At 43.4% G+C, this 19,246-nt stretch carries 20 protein-coding genes; 12 read left to right on the top strand and 8 right to left on the bottom strand.

Features of this window, described 5'->3' with window-relative positions; all coding sequences use genetic code 11:
* Positions 1 to 89: 89 nt before the first annotated feature.
* Positions 90 to 761 (bottom strand): iron-sulfur cluster repair protein YtfE, encoded by a 672-nt coding sequence (ytfE, locus tag ACO59Y_RS02880; protein WP_373602782.1) that lies wholly within the window; start codon positions 759 to 761, stop codon positions 90 to 92.
* A 150-nt stretch (positions 762 to 911) separates the two neighbouring features.
* Between ytfE and ACO59Y_RS02875 the strand changes: the two genes are divergently transcribed.
* The 5 genes from ACO59Y_RS02875 (at position 912) to cspD (ending at position 2,795) form a co-directional block, all read left to right on the top strand.
* A complete protein-coding gene (locus ACO59Y_RS02875) occupies positions 912 to 1,181 on the top strand; it encodes an acylphosphatase (RefSeq protein WP_486130460.1) in 270 nt (89 codons plus the stop codon).
* Positions 1,182 to 1,265: 84 nt separating this feature from the next.
* A complete protein-coding gene (locus ACO59Y_RS02870; protein WP_486130458.1) occupies positions 1,266 to 1,580 on the top strand; it encodes a YqcC family protein in 315 nt (104 codons plus the stop codon).
* The gene (truC, locus tag ACO59Y_RS02865) at positions 1,580 to 2,290 is read left to right on the top strand and encodes a tRNA pseudouridine(65) synthase TruC (protein WP_486130468.1); all 711 of its coding nucleotides are present in this window, start codon (positions 1,580 to 1,582) and stop codon (positions 2,288 to 2,290) included. Before ACO59Y_RS02870 ends, truC begins: the two co-directional genes overlap by 1 nt.
* A 3-nt stretch (positions 2,291 to 2,293) precedes the next feature.
* Positions 2,294 to 2,473 (top strand): YoaH family protein, encoded by a 180-nt coding sequence (locus ACO59Y_RS02860; RefSeq protein ID WP_373602779.1) that lies wholly within the window; start codon positions 2,294 to 2,296, stop codon positions 2,471 to 2,473.
* A 112-nt stretch (positions 2,474 to 2,585) separates the two neighbouring features.
* Positions 2,586 to 2,795: a cold shock domain-containing protein CspD gene (gene cspD / locus ACO59Y_RS02855; protein WP_486130456.1), complete on the top strand. Its 210-nt coding sequence runs from the start codon at positions 2,586 to 2,588 to the stop codon at positions 2,793 to 2,795.
* A gap of 86 nt (positions 2,796 to 2,881) precedes the next feature.
* On the opposite strand, the gene matP is transcribed toward cspD, so the two are convergent.
* Positions 2,882 to 3,328 (bottom strand): macrodomain Ter protein MatP, encoded by a 447-nt coding sequence (matP, locus tag ACO59Y_RS02850; RefSeq protein ID WP_373602777.1) that lies wholly within the window; start codon positions 3,326 to 3,328, stop codon positions 2,882 to 2,884.
* 127 nt (positions 3,329 to 3,455) lie between these two features.
* Between matP and ACO59Y_RS02845 the strand changes: the two genes are divergently transcribed.
* Positions 3,456 to 5,216, top strand: a complete 1,761-nt coding sequence (locus ACO59Y_RS02845; RefSeq protein ID WP_486130453.1) for an AAA family ATPase — start codon at positions 3,456 to 3,458, stop codon at positions 5,214 to 5,216.
* A 180-nt stretch (positions 5,217 to 5,396) separates the two neighbouring features.
* Entirely contained in the window at positions 5,397 to 5,930 is a 534-nt protein-coding gene (fabA, locus tag ACO59Y_RS02840; protein WP_373602775.1) for a bifunctional 3-hydroxydecanoyl-ACP dehydratase/trans-2-decenoyl-ACP isomerase, read from the top strand.
* Positions 5,931 to 6,105: 175 nt separating this feature from the next.
* Here fabA and ybaK read toward each other — a convergent pair whose 3' ends face one another.
* Complete coding sequence (ybaK, locus tag ACO59Y_RS02835) at positions 6,106 to 6,585, bottom strand: Cys-tRNA(Pro) deacylase (RefSeq protein WP_486130451.1); 480 nt, start codon at positions 6,583 to 6,585, stop codon at positions 6,106 to 6,108.
* Between the two features lie 58 nt (positions 6,586 to 6,643).
* Between ybaK and ACO59Y_RS02830 the strand changes: the two genes are divergently transcribed.
* From ACO59Y_RS02830 to recD, 5 genes are all read left to right on the top strand, one after another.
* Positions 6,644 to 7,597 (top strand): oxidoreductase, encoded by a 954-nt coding sequence (locus tag ACO59Y_RS02830; RefSeq protein WP_486130449.1) that lies wholly within the window; start codon positions 6,644 to 6,646, stop codon positions 7,595 to 7,597.
* Positions 7,598 to 7,627: 30 nt separating this feature from the next.
* Positions 7,628 to 8,923: an NCS2 family permease gene (locus ACO59Y_RS02825; protein ID WP_486130446.1), complete on the top strand. Its 1,296-nt coding sequence runs from the start codon at positions 7,628 to 7,630 to the stop codon at positions 8,921 to 8,923.
* Between the two features lie 107 nt (positions 8,924 to 9,030).
* On the top strand, positions 9,031 to 9,387 hold the full coding sequence (locus ACO59Y_RS02820; protein ID WP_373602771.1) for a DsrE/DsrF/TusD sulfur relay family protein: 357 nt from the start codon (positions 9,031 to 9,033) through the stop codon (positions 9,385 to 9,387).
* 177 nt (positions 9,388 to 9,564) lie between these two features.
* Positions 9,565 to 13,218, top strand: coding sequence for an exodeoxyribonuclease V subunit beta (gene recB / locus ACO59Y_RS02815; RefSeq protein ID WP_486130444.1), 3,654 nt, complete (start codon positions 9,565 to 9,567; stop codon positions 13,216 to 13,218).
* The gene (gene recD, locus ACO59Y_RS02810; protein WP_486130442.1) at positions 13,218 to 15,182 is read left to right on the top strand and encodes an exodeoxyribonuclease V subunit alpha; all 1,965 of its coding nucleotides are present in this window, start codon (positions 13,218 to 13,220) and stop codon (positions 15,180 to 15,182) included. Before recB ends, recD begins: the two co-directional genes overlap by 1 nt.
* 255 nt (positions 15,183 to 15,437) lie before the next feature.
* Here recD and ACO59Y_RS02805 read toward each other — a convergent pair whose 3' ends face one another.
* From ACO59Y_RS02805 to ureE, 5 genes are all read right to left on the bottom strand, one after another.
* Positions 15,438 to 15,920: a Dps family protein gene (locus ACO59Y_RS02805; protein ID WP_486130440.1), complete on the bottom strand. Its 483-nt coding sequence runs from the start codon at positions 15,918 to 15,920 to the stop codon at positions 15,438 to 15,440.
* A gap of 443 nt (positions 15,921 to 16,363) precedes the next feature.
* Positions 16,364 to 17,185 carry an urease accessory protein UreD gene (locus ACO59Y_RS02800; protein ID WP_486130438.1) on the bottom strand — a complete coding sequence of 274 codons (822 nt, stop codon included), beginning with the start codon at positions 17,183 to 17,185 and terminating at the stop codon, positions 16,364 to 16,366.
* Positions 17,186 to 17,242: 57 nt separating this feature from the next.
* The gene (gene ureG, locus ACO59Y_RS02795) at positions 17,243 to 17,878 is read right to left on the bottom strand and encodes an urease accessory protein UreG (RefSeq protein WP_486130436.1); all 636 of its coding nucleotides are present in this window, start codon (positions 17,876 to 17,878) and stop codon (positions 17,243 to 17,245) included.
* Between the two features lie 103 nt (positions 17,879 to 17,981).
* Positions 17,982 to 18,689, bottom strand: coding sequence for an urease accessory protein UreF (locus ACO59Y_RS02790; protein ID WP_486130434.1), 708 nt, complete (start codon positions 18,687 to 18,689; stop codon positions 17,982 to 17,984).
* Entirely contained in the window at positions 18,674 to 19,231 is a 558-nt protein-coding gene (gene ureE / locus ACO59Y_RS02785; protein WP_486130432.1) for an urease accessory protein UreE, read from the bottom strand. The genes ACO59Y_RS02790 and ureE overlap by 16 nt, the downstream gene beginning before the upstream one ends.
* Between the last annotated feature and the right edge of the window lie 15 nt (positions 19,232 to 19,246).

Genomic DNA, 19,246 nt, shown 5'->3' with positions numbered 1-19,246 from the left:
AAATGTAGCAGAAACAACAAATTAAATCTTTGTGCAACTGCTACATAATACCGAAACTTTTAACCGCACTTTAGATTTATTGAACCCGTTTATTTTTCGTTTAGCACTCGTGGAAATAGAATATTATTTTCTAAATGGATGTGATGCATTAAATCGTCAATAAAAGCGTTAATGCCACTGTAAAGAGCGCGCCAACTAAAACATGCGTCTGCTGGCGGAGTGAGATGGTTAGTAAGCGATTTTAATACTTCCACATCTTGCCCGGCTTCATCGTGTTCCATTTCCATTACACGAATCGGCATTGCTGCCATTGCATAATTGCCTGCTTTGATCATTGGGAACAAAATTTGTTCTTCTTTCATCATGTGTTGACTTAATTCCGCATAGATTTTTTCTAATTGCGCCGCCGTGCCGATAGGGCAATCATCGCGATCCGCATGGACGCTTTCTACTTTTTCAGCCAGCGTGATGAGTTCGGGCAATTGCTCGCGGTGGCGGTCATGAAAACGCGGAATAATGTAATCAATAATTTCTGCATAAGACGCGTTCGTCCAATCTTTTTCCGTATTTTCATTTTTATGTTTAACCAATTCCGCTAAACGGCTTTCAATTTCAGCGAGATTAAGATTTTTTTGTTGCGCCGCAACTTCTAAAAGCACTGAACCACCGCAGCAAAAGTCCAAATCGTACTCACGGAAAAGTTTTGTGGAACCAGGGATAGAAACTGCTAATTCGCTAAGTTTTTGTTGAGCAAAAGACATAATTTACACTCCATTTGTTAATTGAACTTATCTGATAAAAATAGTAGGTTATTTTCTTTCGAAAGGAAAGCGGATTACATAATTTCTTAGTGAATTTATGACTTAAATCAAGCAAAATACATCCGAATAGGTAGGCGAAAGGATGCAAATATGACAAAAAAATTTCTTGTTTTCGGACGTGTACAAGGTGTGGGATTTCGTTATTTTACTTGGCAAGAAGCGAAAAAATTGGGGCTTAAAGGCTCAGTTCGCAACCGCATTGACGGCTCGGTGGAAGTGATCGCGCAAGGCGACGAGACACAAATGGCGGATTTTGAAGGGTGGCTTAATAAAGGGCCTAAAACGGCGAAGGTGGAACGCGTATTGGTGTTTGAACAGGCGGAAATCAAGATGTCGAGTTTTTCCATTGTTCGTCGTTGAGATCTTGTTTTAGCACCGCATTGGAGGCTTTTGCTAAGCGGTTTGATTTTGCGTAGAATGAGCCGCTTTTTTAAGGAGTGCGATATGCGCAATCAAACTAAATTTCATCTCGAACAGCTTCAAAAAACGATGCAAAGTCTTAATTTGTGGCAAACAATGCCACCGGTGCAAGAAGCATTTTTGAGCGAACAACCGTTTTTTCTTGATACGATGGAGCCGCACGAATGGTTACAGTGGGTTTTTATTCCGCGTATGAGGGCACTGCTTGAAAGTGACGCACCGTTACCGAGTCAAATCGCGATTTCGCCGTATCTTGAAGAAGCTTTAAAAGAATTTGATGATTTGGAAAGATTGCTGGCTCCGCTGTTGGCATTAGAAGAATTGTTGCAAAATCAATGATGCTTGAAATTTTATATCAAGATGAATATTTGGTTGCCGTTAATAAACCGGCGGGCATGCTGGTGCATCGCAGTTGGTTGGATAGGCATGAGACGCAATTTGTAATGCAAACTTTACGTGATCAAATCGGCCGCCATGTTTTCCCAATTCATCGGTTGGATCGTCCAACTTCCGGTGTGTTACTGTTCGCTTTAAGTGGCGAAACAGCGAATTTAATGTGTCGGCAATTCGAACAAAAAATTGTGCAAAAAATCTATTTGGCTGTGGTGCGCGGTCATTTGCAAGGGGCGGGACGAATTGATTATCCGTTGAAAATTCAATTGGATAAGATTGCCGATAAGTTTGCGCAAGAAGATAAAGCGCCGCAAGAAGCAATAACGGATTATACGTGTTTAAACACCGCAGAAATGCCTTACGCGGCAGGGCGTTATGAGACTGCGCGTTATTCTTTGCTGCGATTAATTCCTCAAACGGGGCGTAAGCACCAGTTGCGTCGTCATTGCAAACATATTTTTCATCCGATTTTGGGTGATACACAATATGGTGATTTGCAGCAAAATCGTGCATTAACGCAAAATGTCGATGTGAAACGTTTATTTTTGCACGCGGAAACATTGCGTTTTGTTCATCCTATTTCGCAACGAGAAATCAATATTTTCGCGCCATTAGATGAACAATGGCAAAAATTAATTTCAAAATTTGGTTGGTAAAAAATGTTAGATATTCAATTAACCCATGAAGAACAACAAAAAGCGGTAGAAAGAATTCAACAATTAATGGCGCAAGGCGTAAATAGTGGCGAGGCGATTCAGATCGTGGCGAGGGAACTACGCGAATTACATGATAAATCCGATAAAACTAAAATATTTTGTGATCTTCATAACACTTTTTAATATTACTCATTGCATCAAAAAACAAAATATTTAAATATAGCGCTTATTGAGGTGATAAGGCATGAGTCTTATTAGTTTTATGATTGTATAGGCGAAGTTTAAGAGGTCTATTATGGAAGTTGGTGTTGTTAAGTGGTTCAATAATGCAAAAGGATTTGGGTTTATTTCCGCAGAAGGCGTGGATGCTGATATTTTCGCACATTATTCTGTAATTGAAATGGACGGTTATCGTTCATTAAAAGCGGGGCAAAAAGTGCAGTTTGAAGTTATTCACGGCGATAAAGGATCTCACGCCACAAAAATTATTCCGGTTGCGGAATAGGTGAGTGCGCGAATAAAATCGCGTTCTTAAATTTTCTTTTTCTCTATTTAGTTAATGCAAGGCAAGGTTTTTATATCTTGCCTTTTTTATTTTAATAAATTTTTTAAACTATTTTTCATTGCCGACATTTGGCTTTCATACAGCGCTTTGCTTTCGCGCTCATCAATCATATAACTAATGGTTTCCGAAAGGGTCATATTCATTTTGTGTGAATATTTTGCAAGACGTTTCCATACCGCGTATTCCAAATCGATGGATTTCTTTTTGGTAGATTGCTTTTCCGCGTTAAAAAAGCGTTTTCGGCGTGCGCGAATTGCTTGATCAAGTTTAATCGGTAAAGCTAACGAAAGATGTCGTTTAATCCAGCTTTCAATCTTTTCCGGATAATTTTGACTTTCCAGCAACTCGGTAATCACCGATTCTTGCAGGCTTTTTTCTTCATATCGCGTAATATTTTCTCCTTCGCGATATTTGCGAATAAGGTAAATCCATTTCCAATTCGCTTCTTGATTTTCGAGTTTTTGGTATTTCATAGTGGTATTGTTTAGTGACGTGGTAACTCACGTAATATACGCGTTTTAATGATGTTTTTCCAGTTGATTTTAATAATATGGATAAATATGAGATAATGCGCCCATTTTTATTAATGAGATACCACCTGTGAGTTCATCTTTCTTTCAAGAACGTGCCTTTGATTGGAACGAGCTTCAACCCCAACTAGCCGTTACCGAACAACCAATACAACCCCTCGATTTTTGGGCATTACAACCGAACGCTAAAAACGCACTTGCATTATTTTTACGCAATCCAAACCGTTCGCTGATGGTATTGAAAGCGGATGATCAAGCAGAATACGCCGCATTATTAATGTCTCTTATTCATCAAATGCAACCAAAAGAACGCACGATTTTTGGCGTAAACTATTTGGTGGAACAAGGCGATTCTTTTTCTTTCCCGCATATTGAAATCGAACCGGCGCAGTCTTTAGCTGATAATTTTGCTGCCTCAGGGGAAGTGCTTAGCGCATTGTATTGCGATCAATTTCAATTGTTTGGCAATGTAAAAATGCACCCGCGTTCGCAAGATATTCAACTTACGCCAGGCTTGATTCATCGCGCCAACGGCGGCGTGTTGATTTTGAGTGCAGCTACATTACTTGCGCAATTCGATTTATGGCAGCGTCTCAAATATATTTTACAAAGCCGTCGATTTGATTGGCATTCTTCTCATCCATTTAAAGCTTTACCGTGCGAAATTCCGAGTTATCCGCTTGAAACTAAAGTGATCGTACTGGGCAACCGCACTGAGCTGGCAACTTTAGGCGAGTTAGAAGAAGATTTATACAGTTTTGCTGATTATGCAGAAATCGAAAGTTATTTGTCCGTTGCGGATGTTAATGAACAAAAAAATTGGGCGGGTTTCGTTCGAGAAGTGGCGCAAGAACTGCGACTTAGCCTAGATTTTTCGGCCTTCAATAAACTTTATCAACTTTTGGTACGTGAAAGTGAAAGTCGCTTTTTGATTAGTGCGTCACCCGCCAAATTAAAAAATATGCTGCTTAATGCAGCGACACTTGGACAAAAAAATCGCCTAATAGCGGATGATTTCGAACAGGTTTTTCAACAACAAACGGCTCAGTATGGTTTTTTAAAAGAACAAACTTACGCGGATATTTTAAACGAGCAAGTTTATGTGGCGACGGAAGGCGAGATTGTCGGACAAATTAACGGACTATCAGTGATTGAATATCCCGGCACGCCGGTTGCCTTCGGTGAACCGTCGCGCATCAGTTGTATCGTGCAATTCGGCGACGGTGAAGTGGTGGATGTCGAGCGTAAAAACGAGCTTGCCGGTAATCTTCACAGCAAAGGTATGATGATTGCGCAGGCTTGTTTATCGAATATTTTAGATTTGCCGTCACAACTGCCTTTTTCTGCTTCACTAGTCTTCGAACAATCTTACGGCGAAATCGACGGTGATAGCGCTTCTTTAGCAATTTTCTGCGTACTCGTCAGTGCACTGGCAGATTTGCCTTTACCGCAACATATCGCAATAACAGGCGCTATTGACCAATTCGGCTTGGTGCATGCAGTAGGCGGAGTGAATGATAAAATCGAAGGCTTTTTCAGCATTTGCCAACGTCGCGGTCTAACGGGCAAGCAAGGCGTGATTATTCCGGCAACCACGATTCAACAACTCAGCCTTTCCGATGAAGTGGTCCAAGCGGTTAAAAACGGTGAATTTTTCATTTTTCCGGTAGAAGATATTTATCAAACGAGCGAATTGATTTTTCAACGAGATTTATTGGAAGAAGAGGGCTACGATGAAAGCAAAACGCCAATCGCACGCTTGATTCAGCACCGCATTGAAAGTCGGTCGGAACCGCCAAAGAAAGGTCTGTTAGATTTCTTTCGATTTTAATTTTGCAAGAGCGAACAAATAGTTCGCTTTTGTTTTTTATCAAGTCCTCTTTTTTATTTCAATGGACTGATCGGACAAGTTCAGCGAACAAATGTTTGCTGTTTACAGTTTTTATTATTCCTTTTAGAATGCACGCCTGTCAGTAATAAGCTGAATAAAACAGAGAAAAAAGGAAGGAAAATGCAAAACACTTGTACACCAAATAAAAAAGAAAGCTACAGCTACGAGGATTTACTCGCTTCCGGTCGCGGTGAATTATTTGGTGCCGAAGGTCCGCAACTCCCCGCGCCGACCATGTTGATGATGGATCGTATCGTAAAAATGACTGAAGACGGCGGCGCGTTTAATAAAGGTTACATTGAAGCGGAATTGGATATTCATCCTGATTTACCGTTTTTCGGATGTCATTTTATCGGTGATCCGGTGATGCCGGGCTGTTTAGGCTTGGATGCAATGTGGCAACTGGTTGGTTTCTTCCTCGGTTGGGTCGGCGGTAAAGGGAAAGGCCGCGCACTTGGCGTTGGCGAAGTGAAATTTACCGGTCAAATTTTACCTTCTGCCAAGAAAGTGATTTATCGCATTAACATGAAACGTGTAATTAATCGTAAATTGGTAATGGGCATGGCGGATGGCGAAGTGGAAGTAGATGGCCGCGTGATCTATACTGCGACGGATCTTAAGGTTGGATTGTTCCAAGACACGTCGAGTTTTTAAGATTTTAATGATTGATGAGAAGCCTTAGTTAGAGATAGCTAAGGCTTTTTGTTTTATTACATTGGGTTGCGTCCGATGAGTTACTTACTCTTCTTTTCCGATCTCTTCTTTTTTTGATACCAAGAAAATAGAAGAATTTAATTTATTATCACTAAAGCCAAGCAATAAAATAAACTTATTCCTCATCAACCACATCCACAAATTCTGCCCCCAGCAATTTAGCCAGATCTTTCGGAGCTAATTCCACACTCAAACCTCGTTTTCCACCGGATACATAAATCGTCTCGAATTCCAATGCGGTGCTGTTTATGAAGGTCTTTAAACGTTTTTTCTGGCCTAGCGGGCTGATTCCGCCCACTAAATAACCGGTGCTTTTTTGTGCGATCTCTTTATCTGCCATTTCTACTTTTTTTGCGCCGACAGATTTGGCGGCTTTTTTTAAGCTGAGCATATTGGATGTCGGCAACACGAAACAGGCGAGTTTTTTCTGGTCGCCATTTTCCGCGACAAGTAAGGTTTTAAAAGAACGATGGGGATCGATGCCTAATTTTTCCGCCGCTTCGTCACCGAAATGCGTGTTATGCGGATCATGATCGTAAGTATGCGGAATAAAAGGAACTTTTTGTTTTTTAAGTAAATCAATTGCGGGTGTCATTTAATTTCCTATCGGTATTTTGTAGAATAACGCGTTTTATTTTACAGCGGAGAAAAAAATGGACGCAAGTCTAAATATTGCCATTGCAGCGGAGTTTGAATTGGCAGAAAAAATCGTCGAAAGCCTTGAACAAAGCGAATTAAATATCGGTACGCTAGCGATCGTCGAAATTTACCCTTTTGAAGAAGAACAGGGCGTTCGTTTTAACAATCAAAGCGTGATGCAATATTCTTTGCAAGAAATGGACTGGTCAAGGGTCAATTATTTATTGTTTGCAGGCGATATCGAATCTGCACCTCATATTGCTGCCGCGGCAGAAAACGGTTGTGTGGTGATCGATATGAAAGGTGTATGCGCCGTACTTTCCGACGTTCCGACAGTGGTGCCGGGCATAAATGAAGCAGACTTAGTGGAATTGAGACAGCGTAATATCGTGAGTTTGCCGGATCCGCAAGTCAGTCAGCTTGCTTTGGCGATTTATCCGGTGTTGCAAAGTGCGAATATCGGTGAGGTTTTTGTTACTTCCTTGCTGCCGGCTTCTTATCAAAACGGCGAAATTGTGAATCGGCTTGCCGGTCAAACCGCACGTTTGCTTAACGGTATTCCGTTAGACGAAGGCGAAACACGCTTAGCCTTTGACGTGCAGCCACAAAATGTGCGGGCTTTGCCGCAGCAACTGCAAAAGATTTTTCCTCAATTGAATGCGGTGCTGTTTCACGCAGTGAATGTTCCGGTGTTTTACGGGTTAGCTCAGAAAGTGACAATAGTTTCCGATTATGTAATCGATTTTAAACCGCAAGATAACGCGTTTTTACAGTATCATGAAGATCTTGTGACGCCGGTAACGAATGGTGAAATCGAAAGTGTGGAAGAGCGAGCAAAATTACATGTTAGCCAGATGAGTGCGTTGGAAAACGGCATGGAATTTTGGACGGTCGCCGACGAACAACGTTTTAACTTGGCATCGCTTTCGGTGAAATTATTGGAAGCGATTTATCGCAAAGGTTATTAATTTAGGGCTATTAATTTTTAAGGAATCATTATGTTAGAACGACTTTTTAAATTGCATGCAAAAGGCTCAAGCACCAAGACAGAAATTATTGCGGGTATTACGACCTTTTTTACCATGGTTTACATTGTTTTTGTCAACCCGTCCGTATTGGGAGACGCGGGTATGGATAAGCAAGTCGTCTTCGTCACCACTTGCTTGATTGCCGGACTCGGTACTATCGCCATGGGGCTGTTCAGTAATTTGCCGATTGCGTTAGCGCCGGCCATGGGCTTAAACGCATTTTTTGCTTATGTGGTGGTGGGCAAGCTCGGTTATTCGTGGCAAATCGGTATGGGTACAATTTTTTGGGGCTCAGTCGGCTTATTCGTATTAACGTTGTTCCAAATTCGTTATTGGTTAATGGCGTCCATTCCGTTGGCGTTACGCGTAGGTATCGGCGCGGGGATCGGTTTTTTTATCGCGCTGATCGGTTTTAAAAATATGGGGCTTGTAGTAGCTAACCCGGCTACTTTAGTTGCACTCGGCGATTTGCATGATCCGAAAGTACTGCTTGGTATATTGGGATTTTTCATTATCGTGGTGCTTGCCGCGCGTAATATTTTCTCCGGTGTATTGATTTCAATCGCCGTCGTCACCGGTTTAGCTTTATGGTTGGACGATACAGTTACGTTCCATGGCGTCATTTCGATGCCGCCGGCATTGGATGCGGTGCTCGGTAAGGTGGACATCGCCGGCGCGTTAGATACCGCTTTACTCGGTATTATTTTCTCTTTCTTGCTGGTTAACCTGTTCGACTCTTCCGGCACCTTGCTTGGCGTAACGGACAAAGCGGGCATCAGTGACGAAAAAGGACGTTTCCCAAAAATGAAACAAGCGCTTTTCGTGGATAGCATTAGTGCCGTGGGCGGTTCGTATATTGGCACATCCGCCATCAGCACTTACATCGAAAGCGGCGCCGGTGTTTCTGTCGGCGGGCGCACCGGTTTAACGGCAGTTACCGTCGGCGTGTTATTTTTGCTTACTATTTTCTTCTCGCCGCTTGCCGGTGTGGTTCCGGCTTACGCCACCGCCGGCGCATTGGTTTATGTAGGGATTTTAATGGCATCCAGCCTGATCCGCGTGCAATGGGACGATTTAACCGAAGCCACGCCAGCGTTTATCACCGCCGCTATGATGCCGTTTACTTATTCCATTACGGAAGGCATCGCGTTTGGTTTTATCAGCTACTGCATTATGAAAATTTGCACCGGCCGCATCAAAGAAATCAATGCCCCGGTTTGGGTCGTGTCGATTTTATTTATTGCGAAATTTGTTTGGGTTGGTTAAAACGGATTTAAATTCAGAATAAAGGAAAGTTTGCGGGCTTTCCTTTTTTATTGGCTTTTGTTTGTGTTAGACTTTCACCGTTTTTACAGAACCAATAAGGAGATCCAATGCAAAATATTCTATTTATCATTCATTCCGCGCCTTATGGTGACGAACATTTTTTTAGCGCATTACGTCTTGCGCTACAAATTCAAGAGCAACACAAAAATGCGGTTAATTTGAAGCTCTTTTTAATGTCCGATGCGGTGCTCGGCGGACTAGCAAAACAAAATCCCGGCGAAGGTTATCATTTACAGCAAATGTTGGAAATTTTAACGGCGCAAGGGGCCGCGGTGAAACTTTGCAAAACCTGCACCAATGCACGCGGTCTCACCGAATTGCCGTTAGCGGAAGGTGTCGAAATCGGCACGCTGATTGAACTTGCCGATTGGACGGTGGAAGCGGATAAGGTAATTAACTTTTAATAAACAAAAATGGCTTACGCAACGTAAGCCATTATTTTTTCTGAATATCTTCATTCTGCTTCTTTATAGTAGCCTGTGCCAATGAAATAAGGCTCGGTAAAAAAATCACTTTAGTACATAGCTAAAATAGCCGTTAACTTCTAAAATAAACGCACTTATTTTCTAACCCCAAAAATCATGACAAATCCCATTCCGCTTAACCCTGTCACATTACCATTAAATCAAGTAAATTTAATTGAAGCCTCAGCCGGCACAGGAAAAACCTACACTATCGGTTCGCTTTATCTTCGACTTTTGTTGCAAGCCGGCGAGCCTCGCTTTGCTCGTCCATTAAACGTGGAAGAAATTTTGGTGGTGACCTTTACGGAAATGGCGACGGAAGAATTAAAACAAAAAATCCGCGAACGCCTTACCGATACCATTCGGAAACTTTCCGCTTATGCGCAAGACAAGGACGAATCCGTCTTTGCCAATGACGCGTTTCTTGCCGATTTGCATAAAACCCTCGATGATCTACCGCTTGCCATTCGACGTTTAAAACTTGCCGAACAAAATATGGATCTTGCCGCAATTTTTACCATTCACGGTTTCTGTCGTCGTATGCTAATGCAATATGCATTCAATTCCGGTGTGCATTTCAATTTAGAATTAGTCAAAGATCAGTCGGATTTGCTTAAACAATTTGCTAACGAATTTTGGCGCGAGCATTTTTATCCGCAACCGTTTGCCATTGCGAATTTTATCGCCGCCGAATTGGGTTCACCCGATGTGGTGCTGGCGCTGTTGACGTCAGATTTGGGGCGGGATGTATGGGTGGATACGGATTATCACGAAGCCTTATCCTTATCGACCGATGAATTTTTGCGCCAATATCTTGGCGGAGAACTTGCCGCCGTGCAAGAAATCAAGCAATTATGGGCTTCCAATGCGGTGCTCATCGGCGATCTCATTTTTGCCGAACTCAATAAAAATTATTCCAAAGGCGTAAAAAAATCGCTTAATCGTAAAATTTATCAAGCCAAGCGCACGCAAAATTGGCTCACGCAAATTAATCAATGGGCGGAAAATCCACACGATTATGTCGTGCACGATAAACTGCGCGGCTATTTCGTGCAATCCGCTTTCGCACAACATGCAGAAGAAGGCGCGATGCCTTTGACTGCACCGATTTTCAGCGAACTGGAAACGCGCGTAAAGGCACTGCTTGAGCCTGATTTATTGCGCAAATTGCTCCTTTATCATTATCGCCAAGGCATTCGACAAAAACTGTTCGAACACAAGCGCAATCATCAAGAAAAATCTTTCGATGATTTGCTACGTTTGTTGTTTGAGGCTTTGCAAAGTGAACGGGGGGAACAATTGGCGGAAATGATCCGGTTTCAATATCCTTTTGCCATGATCGACGAATTTCAGGATACGGATGCGCAACAGTACGCCATTTTTTCTAAAATCTATCGTGAAAATTCAGCGGAAAACAGCGGCTTCATTATGATTGGCGATCCGAAGCAGGCGATTTATCGTTTTCGCGGCGCAGATATTTTCACTTATTTCAAAGCCGCCGAGCAGGCGGACGAACGGTTTAATTTAACTAAAAATTATCGTTCCGAACAAAATGTAGTGAACGGTGTAAACGCGCTATTTGGTTTTTCGTCGTCGCCTTTTATTTATGACGATATCGAGTTTTCGCCGGTGGATGCGCGCGAAGATCATCGTCGATTTTATTTGCACGGCGAACGTGAGCCTGCGTATCGATTTTATTTAACCTCGGACTCCCTCGATAGCACCGCATTGGCGCGCAGCTGTGCTGTTTCGATTCAGCATTGGTTGAAAAGTGCGGCGCAAAAGCAAGCGTTTTTTCAATGCGGCGACGATGTTAAACCTTTGCAAGCGGCAGATATTGCCGTGTTAGTGCGAGATAAAAACGAAGCGGCCTTAGTGAAAAACGAATTGCAGCAATTAGGCATTGCCTCCGTTTATTTATCAGATCAAAGTAGCGTATTTGATAGCCTCGTAGCGAAGGAATTAGTATTTGTGTTGAAAGCCTGTTTGCAAGTCACCGAACGATCGATTTTAAATGCCATCGCCACGGCATTATTCGGCCTAAATGCGGCGGAAATTCACCAAATTCGACATTCGGAACAAGATTGGCAACGCTGGGCGGATAGTTTTGCCCGGTATCAACAAACTTGGCAATATCAGGGCGTGTTGCCGATGTTGCATCGATTGTTATTGGAACAAAGTATTGCCGAACGTTTGTTAAGTCGGCCAACGGGCGAACGGGATTTAACGGATTTTTTACATTTGGCAGAAATTTTACAACAAGCAGCAATCTTAAATGACAGTGAAGCTGCGCTAATTAATTGGCTCGAACGACAAATTCAAGGCGAGGGCAGACAGGAAGCGCAAATTCGGTTAGAAAGCGAACGTCAATTGATCAAAATTGTGACAATTCATAAATCCAAAGGGTTGGAATACGATTTGGTATGGTTGCCGTTTCTGGCTGTACCGAGCCGTGATCCGGGCAAAGCGAACAATAAAACCAAAGACTTCAATCTTTATTATTCCGCAACGCAAGACGCGATTTTGTGGGATATGCAAAATCGCCATTCATCGGAATTGTACCGCGAATCTTTCGCCGAAGAACTGCGTTTGCTGTATGTGGCGTTGACCCGTGCGAAATATCAAATGGCGTTTGCCTTGCCGACGCAGTTTGAGAAAAAATGGAACCCGTTGCTTTATGTGTTAACACAAGGTGAAATCGGCGAGGCTTCGGATTTACCGCAAGCATATGCCGCTGAGCCGTTGCTTGAGGCGTTTAAAGCTCGGATGCCAAGCGTGCAAATTAGTGCGGCTGAAAGTTTAGTAAAACTGCCACCGTTAGCCTTATCCGAACAACAAGAAACGTTGTGCGTGGCGCAATTTCACGGTGAAATCGAGCAAAATTGGCACGTCACCAGTTTCACCGCTATTGAACGGGCTCATCGTTGGCAAAATGACTTTGCTGAAAGTAACGTGCTGGATGAAAATACATCGAAAAGCACTATCGTTTTTGATGAGGCAAAAGATTACGACGGGCAAATTGAATCGGAAACTTTGCCGAATTCAATTGCGGTCTCTTCTGAAGCAAGAACGGAACCGAGCGGTTTAGATTTACCGCACGGCACGCAAACCGGCACGTTATTGCATCGTTATTTGGAAAAAAATGATTTTGGTGCGTTAGCTGATAAAACTGCGCTTGAAAAACTTTGCCAAGATTTGCAGTTGGATGAAGCTTTTGTGACACCGTTACAAAAATGGGTTGAGCAAATTGCATACACGCCTTTTTCGACGGATCCGACGCTCTATCTTGCCGCTTTGGCCGCGCAAGATTGTATTAAAGAAATGCCATTTTATTTGGCGATTCGTGAGCGTTTTAAGGTTGCCGATTTTAACCGAGCGCTGCAAGCCCATCACCATTTGCCAAGCGAACCATTGCGATTTGACGATATTCAAGGCATGTTGCGTGGCACCATCGATTTGGTTTTTCGTCATCAAGGCAAATATTATTTGCTGGATTACAAATCTAATTTCCTCGGTGAAAATACGGCGGATTACGCGCCATCGGCATTGCAAAAAGCCATGTTGCATCATCATTACGATTGGCAATATTTGCTGTATTGCTTGGCGTTACACCGTTATTTGAAACGTGTCGATCGTGATTATGATTACGAACGCGATTTTGGCGGCGTATTTTATTTGTTCTTGCGCGGTATGAATGGCGAAGCTCAATCCGGCGTGTTTTTTGATCGCCCGAGCGTGCAATTGATGCAAGCTATAGAGGAGGCGTTTTAATGTTAAGCCTGTTAAAAGAACTGAACGAACGGAACATTATCAGTCACGGCGATTATTATTTCGCCAAATTGATTGCCGATAAACAACCGACGGACTTACCGGAACCGGTAAAAAATTTGGCGATTTTACTCGCTGCCCTGTGCAGTTGGCATTATGCGCAAGGCAATACCTGTATCCTGTTGGAACCGGCGTTAGCGGGCAATTTGTTCGGTTTGGCCTATCGCGTTACGGAACGGAATTATCTGCTCGATATTCAGCATCGCATTTGGCACCGCATTGAAGCCTTGCCGGTTGAGCAATGGCAAAAGCGGCTGCGTGGTCATCCGGCGTTTACTGAAGATCCTCTTGTGAATGCTGCGCCCTTGGCGTTTCAATTCGACGCGTTGTATTTTTATCGCGCTTGGCAAGATGAATATCGCATCGCGCAATATATAAAAAACGCCTTGAAAAGCGAGCCCCGTTTGCCTTTTTCTGTACCGCAAATTCGCGAAAAATTAGCGGCTTATTTCCCGCAATCTGATTTTTCCGCAACAACAAATATTATTGATTGGCAAAAAGTCGCGGTGGCTACGGCGATTAAAAGCCTGTTTTGCGTAATTACCGGCGGCCCGGGCACCGGTAAAACGACCACGGTAACCCGTTTGTTGTTGGTGTTGCAGGAATTGTATCAACATCAATTGCATATCAAATTGGTGGCACCGACGGGCAAAGCAGCCTCGCGTTTGGAAGAATCAGTGCAAAATGCCTTACGTTTTTTAAGCCGCCAAATGGCGTTGCCTGAGGCGTTAGTGCAATCTGTACCGCAAAACGCATCGACTTTACACAGTTTGCTCGGCATTAATGCATTTAACGACAATACGCATCATAACGCGCGTAATCCGTTGCAATTAGATGTGTTGGTGGTGGACGAAACTTCGATGATTGATTTGCCGTTAATGGCGAAATTGATTAACGCATTAAAACCCGAAACACGCTTAATTTTATTGGGCGACCAAGCGCAATTAGCTTCCGTAGAAGCCGGTGCGGTGCTCGGCGAATTGGCGCAGTGGCGTCATCAACCTTACAGCCGTGCGCAGGCGGATTATTTGCGCGAAACCAGCGGTTATACGGTGCCAAACACGGAAAATGCGAATCCGTTGCGCGACGCTTTATGCCATCTCACGTTTAGTCGCCGTTTTGATGAAAATTCCGGCATCGGCAAATTGGCCGAGCAGATTCAACGCGGCGCAGCAGAAGAAAGCCTCGAATTATTCGGACAATATCCGGAATTGCATTTTCAGGCTTTCAATAATACGGAAAATGAGGCCGAATTGGTGCGGCGGGTGGTGCAAAGTGCGGTGCAAAATTATCGTGTTTTTTTAACGCAATTGCGTCGTTTACAATTCGAAAAACGGGACTTTAATGCACTTAATCAGGAAGGCGAAAGTTATGCGGAAGCGATTCAAGCGCTGTTTAATTCGACAAGATTTTTGACTGCGCTGCGCAGCACCGCATTGGGCGTAGAAAATCTTAATCGGGAAATCGCACTGGCGTTGCGTGGCGAAAATTTATTGCGATTTCGCCACGAACAAGATTGGTATATCGGCAAGCCGATTATGATTACGCAAAACGATCATAATGTGCGCTTGTATAACGGCGATATTGGCTTGTGTTTGGCGCATGGCAAAGTGTGGTTTGGCAAGCGCGAAGTGCCGACCAGCCGCATTCCGGCGCATGAACCGGCGTTTATGATGACGATTCATAAATCCCAGGGTTCGGAATTTGAGCACGCGTTAATGGTGCTGCCGACGGAACCGAATCCTGTATTATCGCGCGAATTGGTGTTTACCGGCGTGACTCGCGCGAAACAACGCCTCACCGTTTTCGCCGACGAAAAAATCTGGAAAACGGCGCTGCGTCAAACGGTAAAACGGCAAAGCGGATTAGGAAAATTATTAGAACGTTTAATCTCAATGGATGATTAAAATAGCACCGCATTGGAACTCCGTATATGGCGGCTTTCAATGCAGTGCTGTTAGGAGACTTCAATTCGTTTTGTGTTTAACTCGATATCTACGCGGGCGGAGGCAAATAAAAGGATTAGCCGGTTTAATCTGATTCTTCAGCGTTGTTTTACTTGACGAGAGAACGCATCCATAGATTCTGAAAGGAAGTGATAGAACTTAAACAGAAGCGATAAAAAACCTACCGGCCGGTAGGTTTTTTTTATTTAACAAGCATTAAGCGTGGCAAGTTTGACAAGCGGCTTGGAACATCCAGACGAGTTTTTCTTGTTCTTTAATGTAGTCGCTCATTTGAGAGTTCGTCCCTTCATCGCCTGCTTCACCGGCAAGTTCAAGAATTTCACGTTGTTGTTCAAGTAATACTTTTAAGCCCGCTAAGGTGCCCGATAAACAGTCCTGTGCGCTACTTACCGCGATTTCTTCTTTAATACGCGATGCTTTTAAATATTGGCTGTAAGCATTATTTGGCGTGTAACCTAAGGTTAAGATACGTTCAGCCACTTCATCCACTTTATTGATTAAATCCGTGTAGATTTCGGCAAATTTTGCGTGTAATTCAAAAAAGTTTACGCCTTTAATGTTCCAGTGATAACCGCGCACGTTGGTGTAGAAAACTTGGTAAGTTGCAAGAAGATCGTTTAATTTGCCCGCAAGTTCTGCAGATTGTGCTTTATCTAGTCCGATAGATGTTTTTGGCATTGTATTTTCCTCCATATTTAGTTGATTAATTTTGCTCTAAGCGTCTTTGCTTTCGATGGGGCACATTATACGTAGGAATTATGTGGGGTAAAATGGCTTTACTGGATAGAATCAATAGGTGATTTATATTGAATTATTAAAATTTTTTAAATTTTAACGATTGATTGATATTCAAGGATAGAATTCAATTCACGAATTTTAGACTCACGACAACGAGAGCGAGCTTATTACGTTACTTTTTAAAGTCTCGACAAGTCACCGAACTTTGCCAAGATTTCGATTTGATGCCGGTAAAACTGCGGGTTGCATTTATTATCGATTGCCGCTTGTTACAGCTATACTGCGATCCCGCAAAATAGCACCGCATTGAAACCCTGTATATGCGGCTTTCAATGCGGTGCTATTTTTAATGTTCAGCAATAGACGCAATTTAAGTAGGCGCTTTAGGCTTTTTTTACTTGCAGATAGTTGGCAAGTGTGCCAAAAAGTTGCTGAATTTGTTCGGCGCGATGTCCCAGCGCTCGTACTGTTATGCCGGCTTGATGAAGCAACGACGCGCCGATCAACATGTTTTTTTGATTTCCGATAATGGCATGAATTTCTTGTAATCGGTCTTTTAAGTCTGCCGCGTTTTTCGCTAAGTTCAAATAAATCAGCGTGCCTTGGTGAGAATAATTTTCCATTTGGCTTAAGGCGGTCAAATTCATTTGAGCCGGTAGCCACTGAATACAATCGCTTACCAGCGGGCGTTTTTGGCCGTTATTTTGCCACGCTACAATTTTTAAATGGGAAGAAAATTGACGAAAAGCAAAGCGCTCATGAGTTAACACTCGTCCGATTGCCACGATTTCGCCGTAAATTAATTCACTGTTTTCGCTCATTTCAATTTGAGTTTTTTGTTTGAATGCCGAATCTTTGTGTAGCACTAACGGATGCGGTAAATAGAACAATCGGCTGTTTTCGGCTAATTGAATCTGCGTAATTTGCTCGGCAAGATCGCCTTCATTCATTGCCTGCACGCGGGTAAACGCCTGTGTGTTCAACGAAAGTGCGCTTGCCTTTGTAAGCTGAATTTGAATATCCAATCGATCGCCGCCTAATAAGCCGGGGGACGACGACATCAGCACCGCATTCAATCCGTCACTCCAATATTCGCCGTAGTTTGGCAACGTCATGAGTTTAAACGGTGGCGTGGCGAAACACTCGGCAAGTTGGGTTTTGCCGTTGGCGGAGAGTTTGGTAGAAAGTTTGAGCTTACTGTTCATTGCATTTTGCACAAATGGTTAATCCTGTCCTTCCCTCCGCTTACGGAGGGAACCTATTTATCGAACTAACGACTGCGGTTCTTCCACATTCTTTAACAACGCGTATTTTTCAATCCAGCCGATCACGCCGTCCAAATTTTCTTTTTTCATTAAATTGGTAAAGATAAACGGCTGACCATTACGCATACGGCGGGCGTCACTTTCCATTACGCTTAAATCTGCGCCTACGAACGGGGCGAGATCAGTTTTGTTGATAACGAGTAAATCCGAACGGGTGATACCCGGTCCGCCTTTACGTGGGATTTTTTCACCTTGTGCTACGTCGATTACGAAAATTGTCACATCCGCTAAATCGGGACTGAAAGTGGCCGAAAGGTTGTCGCCGCCTGACTCAATAAATATGATTTCCACATCAGGAAAACGCGTCGCCATTTCATCCACCGCTTCTAAATTCATCGATGCATCTTCACGGATCGCCGTGTGCGGACAACCACCCGTTTCCACGCCCATAATGCGTTCCGGTGGAAGCAAACTGTTTTTGGTTAGAAATTCCGCATCTTCTTGGGTGTAGATGTCGTTGGTAATTACCGCCACGCTATATTTTGACGCGATTTCTCGGGTGAGTTTTTCAATTAACGCTGTTTTGCCCGCGCCAACAGGACCCGCCACGCCGATTTTGATGTAGTTACGCATTTGTTTTTATTTCCTTTAGTTTACGTAGGATGTGTGGATGGATTTTGTAATCTACGTACGAAAATCAATTCCGTGCGTGAACCAGGTACACATCGCCTACAGGTTATGACATATATAATCTGGTATAAAGTTGTTCGTGCTGCATTGCCCGAATATCATTCGCAAGCGTTGCTGCACCAAGCCATTCTTCGTCGGGTTCAAGGCTTAATTCCACCGCTTGCACCAGTGAATCACGCAAATTAAATAGAATATCCTGTCCGTCCATTTGGCTGAGTGGAATTAATTTTACGCCGTTGGTAATCGCGCTGACGGCTGCATTGTAGTAGAACGCGTAGAGCGTATCGGCTTTGCTTAAGCCCATCGCTTGGGCAACCATGGCAAACACGATCGGGAAGTAGCCCTGCACGCGTTTTTCTGTAATCGCTTGTTGGTATGCGGTGAGTAGTGAGTTCGTTTCATAGCGGATAAAAATTTTCAGTAATCGAATGCCAAGTTTAAAGCTGCCTTCACGACTTTCGCGTGCGACTTTGGTGGCAGAAAGTTGCCAATCCAGCTCACATAATCGGTTGAAATTACCTTCGTTCATTGCATCAAACGCGAGTGATAAATAGGCGCCGTCATTGTAAATCCAGTTTTGTAATAGCTGGGTTTGCACATATTCTTCAAGTGTAGCTTTGCTTGCCACCATACGTTGTTGAACAAAGGTTTCCAAGCCGTTGGAGTGATTAAAACCGCCAATTGGCAGGGTAGGATCGACTAAGTGCAATAATGCGCCGAGATCCGTCAATGAGCGATTTAATGCCGGTGCCAATTTCCGTCTCCATGGTGGTGATAGCCGTGATGATCGTGCGAATGGCTGTGAGAATGCCCGTGACCTTGCGCCGAGTTCGCCCGCAACGCTTGGCTTAAACGGCGTTCTGCTTTTTGTGGCGCTAATCCCGTTGCTTGTAGCCATTCGAACATCGGTTTGTCATATGGCAATGTGACTTCATTGCCATCTAAAAAGAGCGGCGAATGTTTATTGCCGATTTCATAACAAGCACGAGCCATTTCAGGCAGGGTTTTCGGCGAAAGCACAATCACTTCGCTTGGCTGAATATCGATTACGATCGCCAAGTCATCGTTAAGAAACACCACGTCATCATGTTGTAAACGTTGCCCTTCTTTAAGCAAACGCAACGCCACCTCGCGCCCCGTTTCAGTCGTTTTACGTAAGATGTTACGTTCACTTTCATACCACTGTAACGGCACGCGTTCAATGGTTTGAGTAGTGATTTTGCCTTCGGTACGAAGTGCGGTTAAATTGCCCAAGATATTTTCTATAACAGGCAGAATTGGCTTGATGATTTTCATATTATTTCTTTAATT

The organism is Rodentibacter sp. (assembly GCF_057314195.1).
The sequence above is the reverse complement of the archived record's forward strand: the minus strand, read 5'-3'. Positions and strand labels throughout refer to the sequence as shown.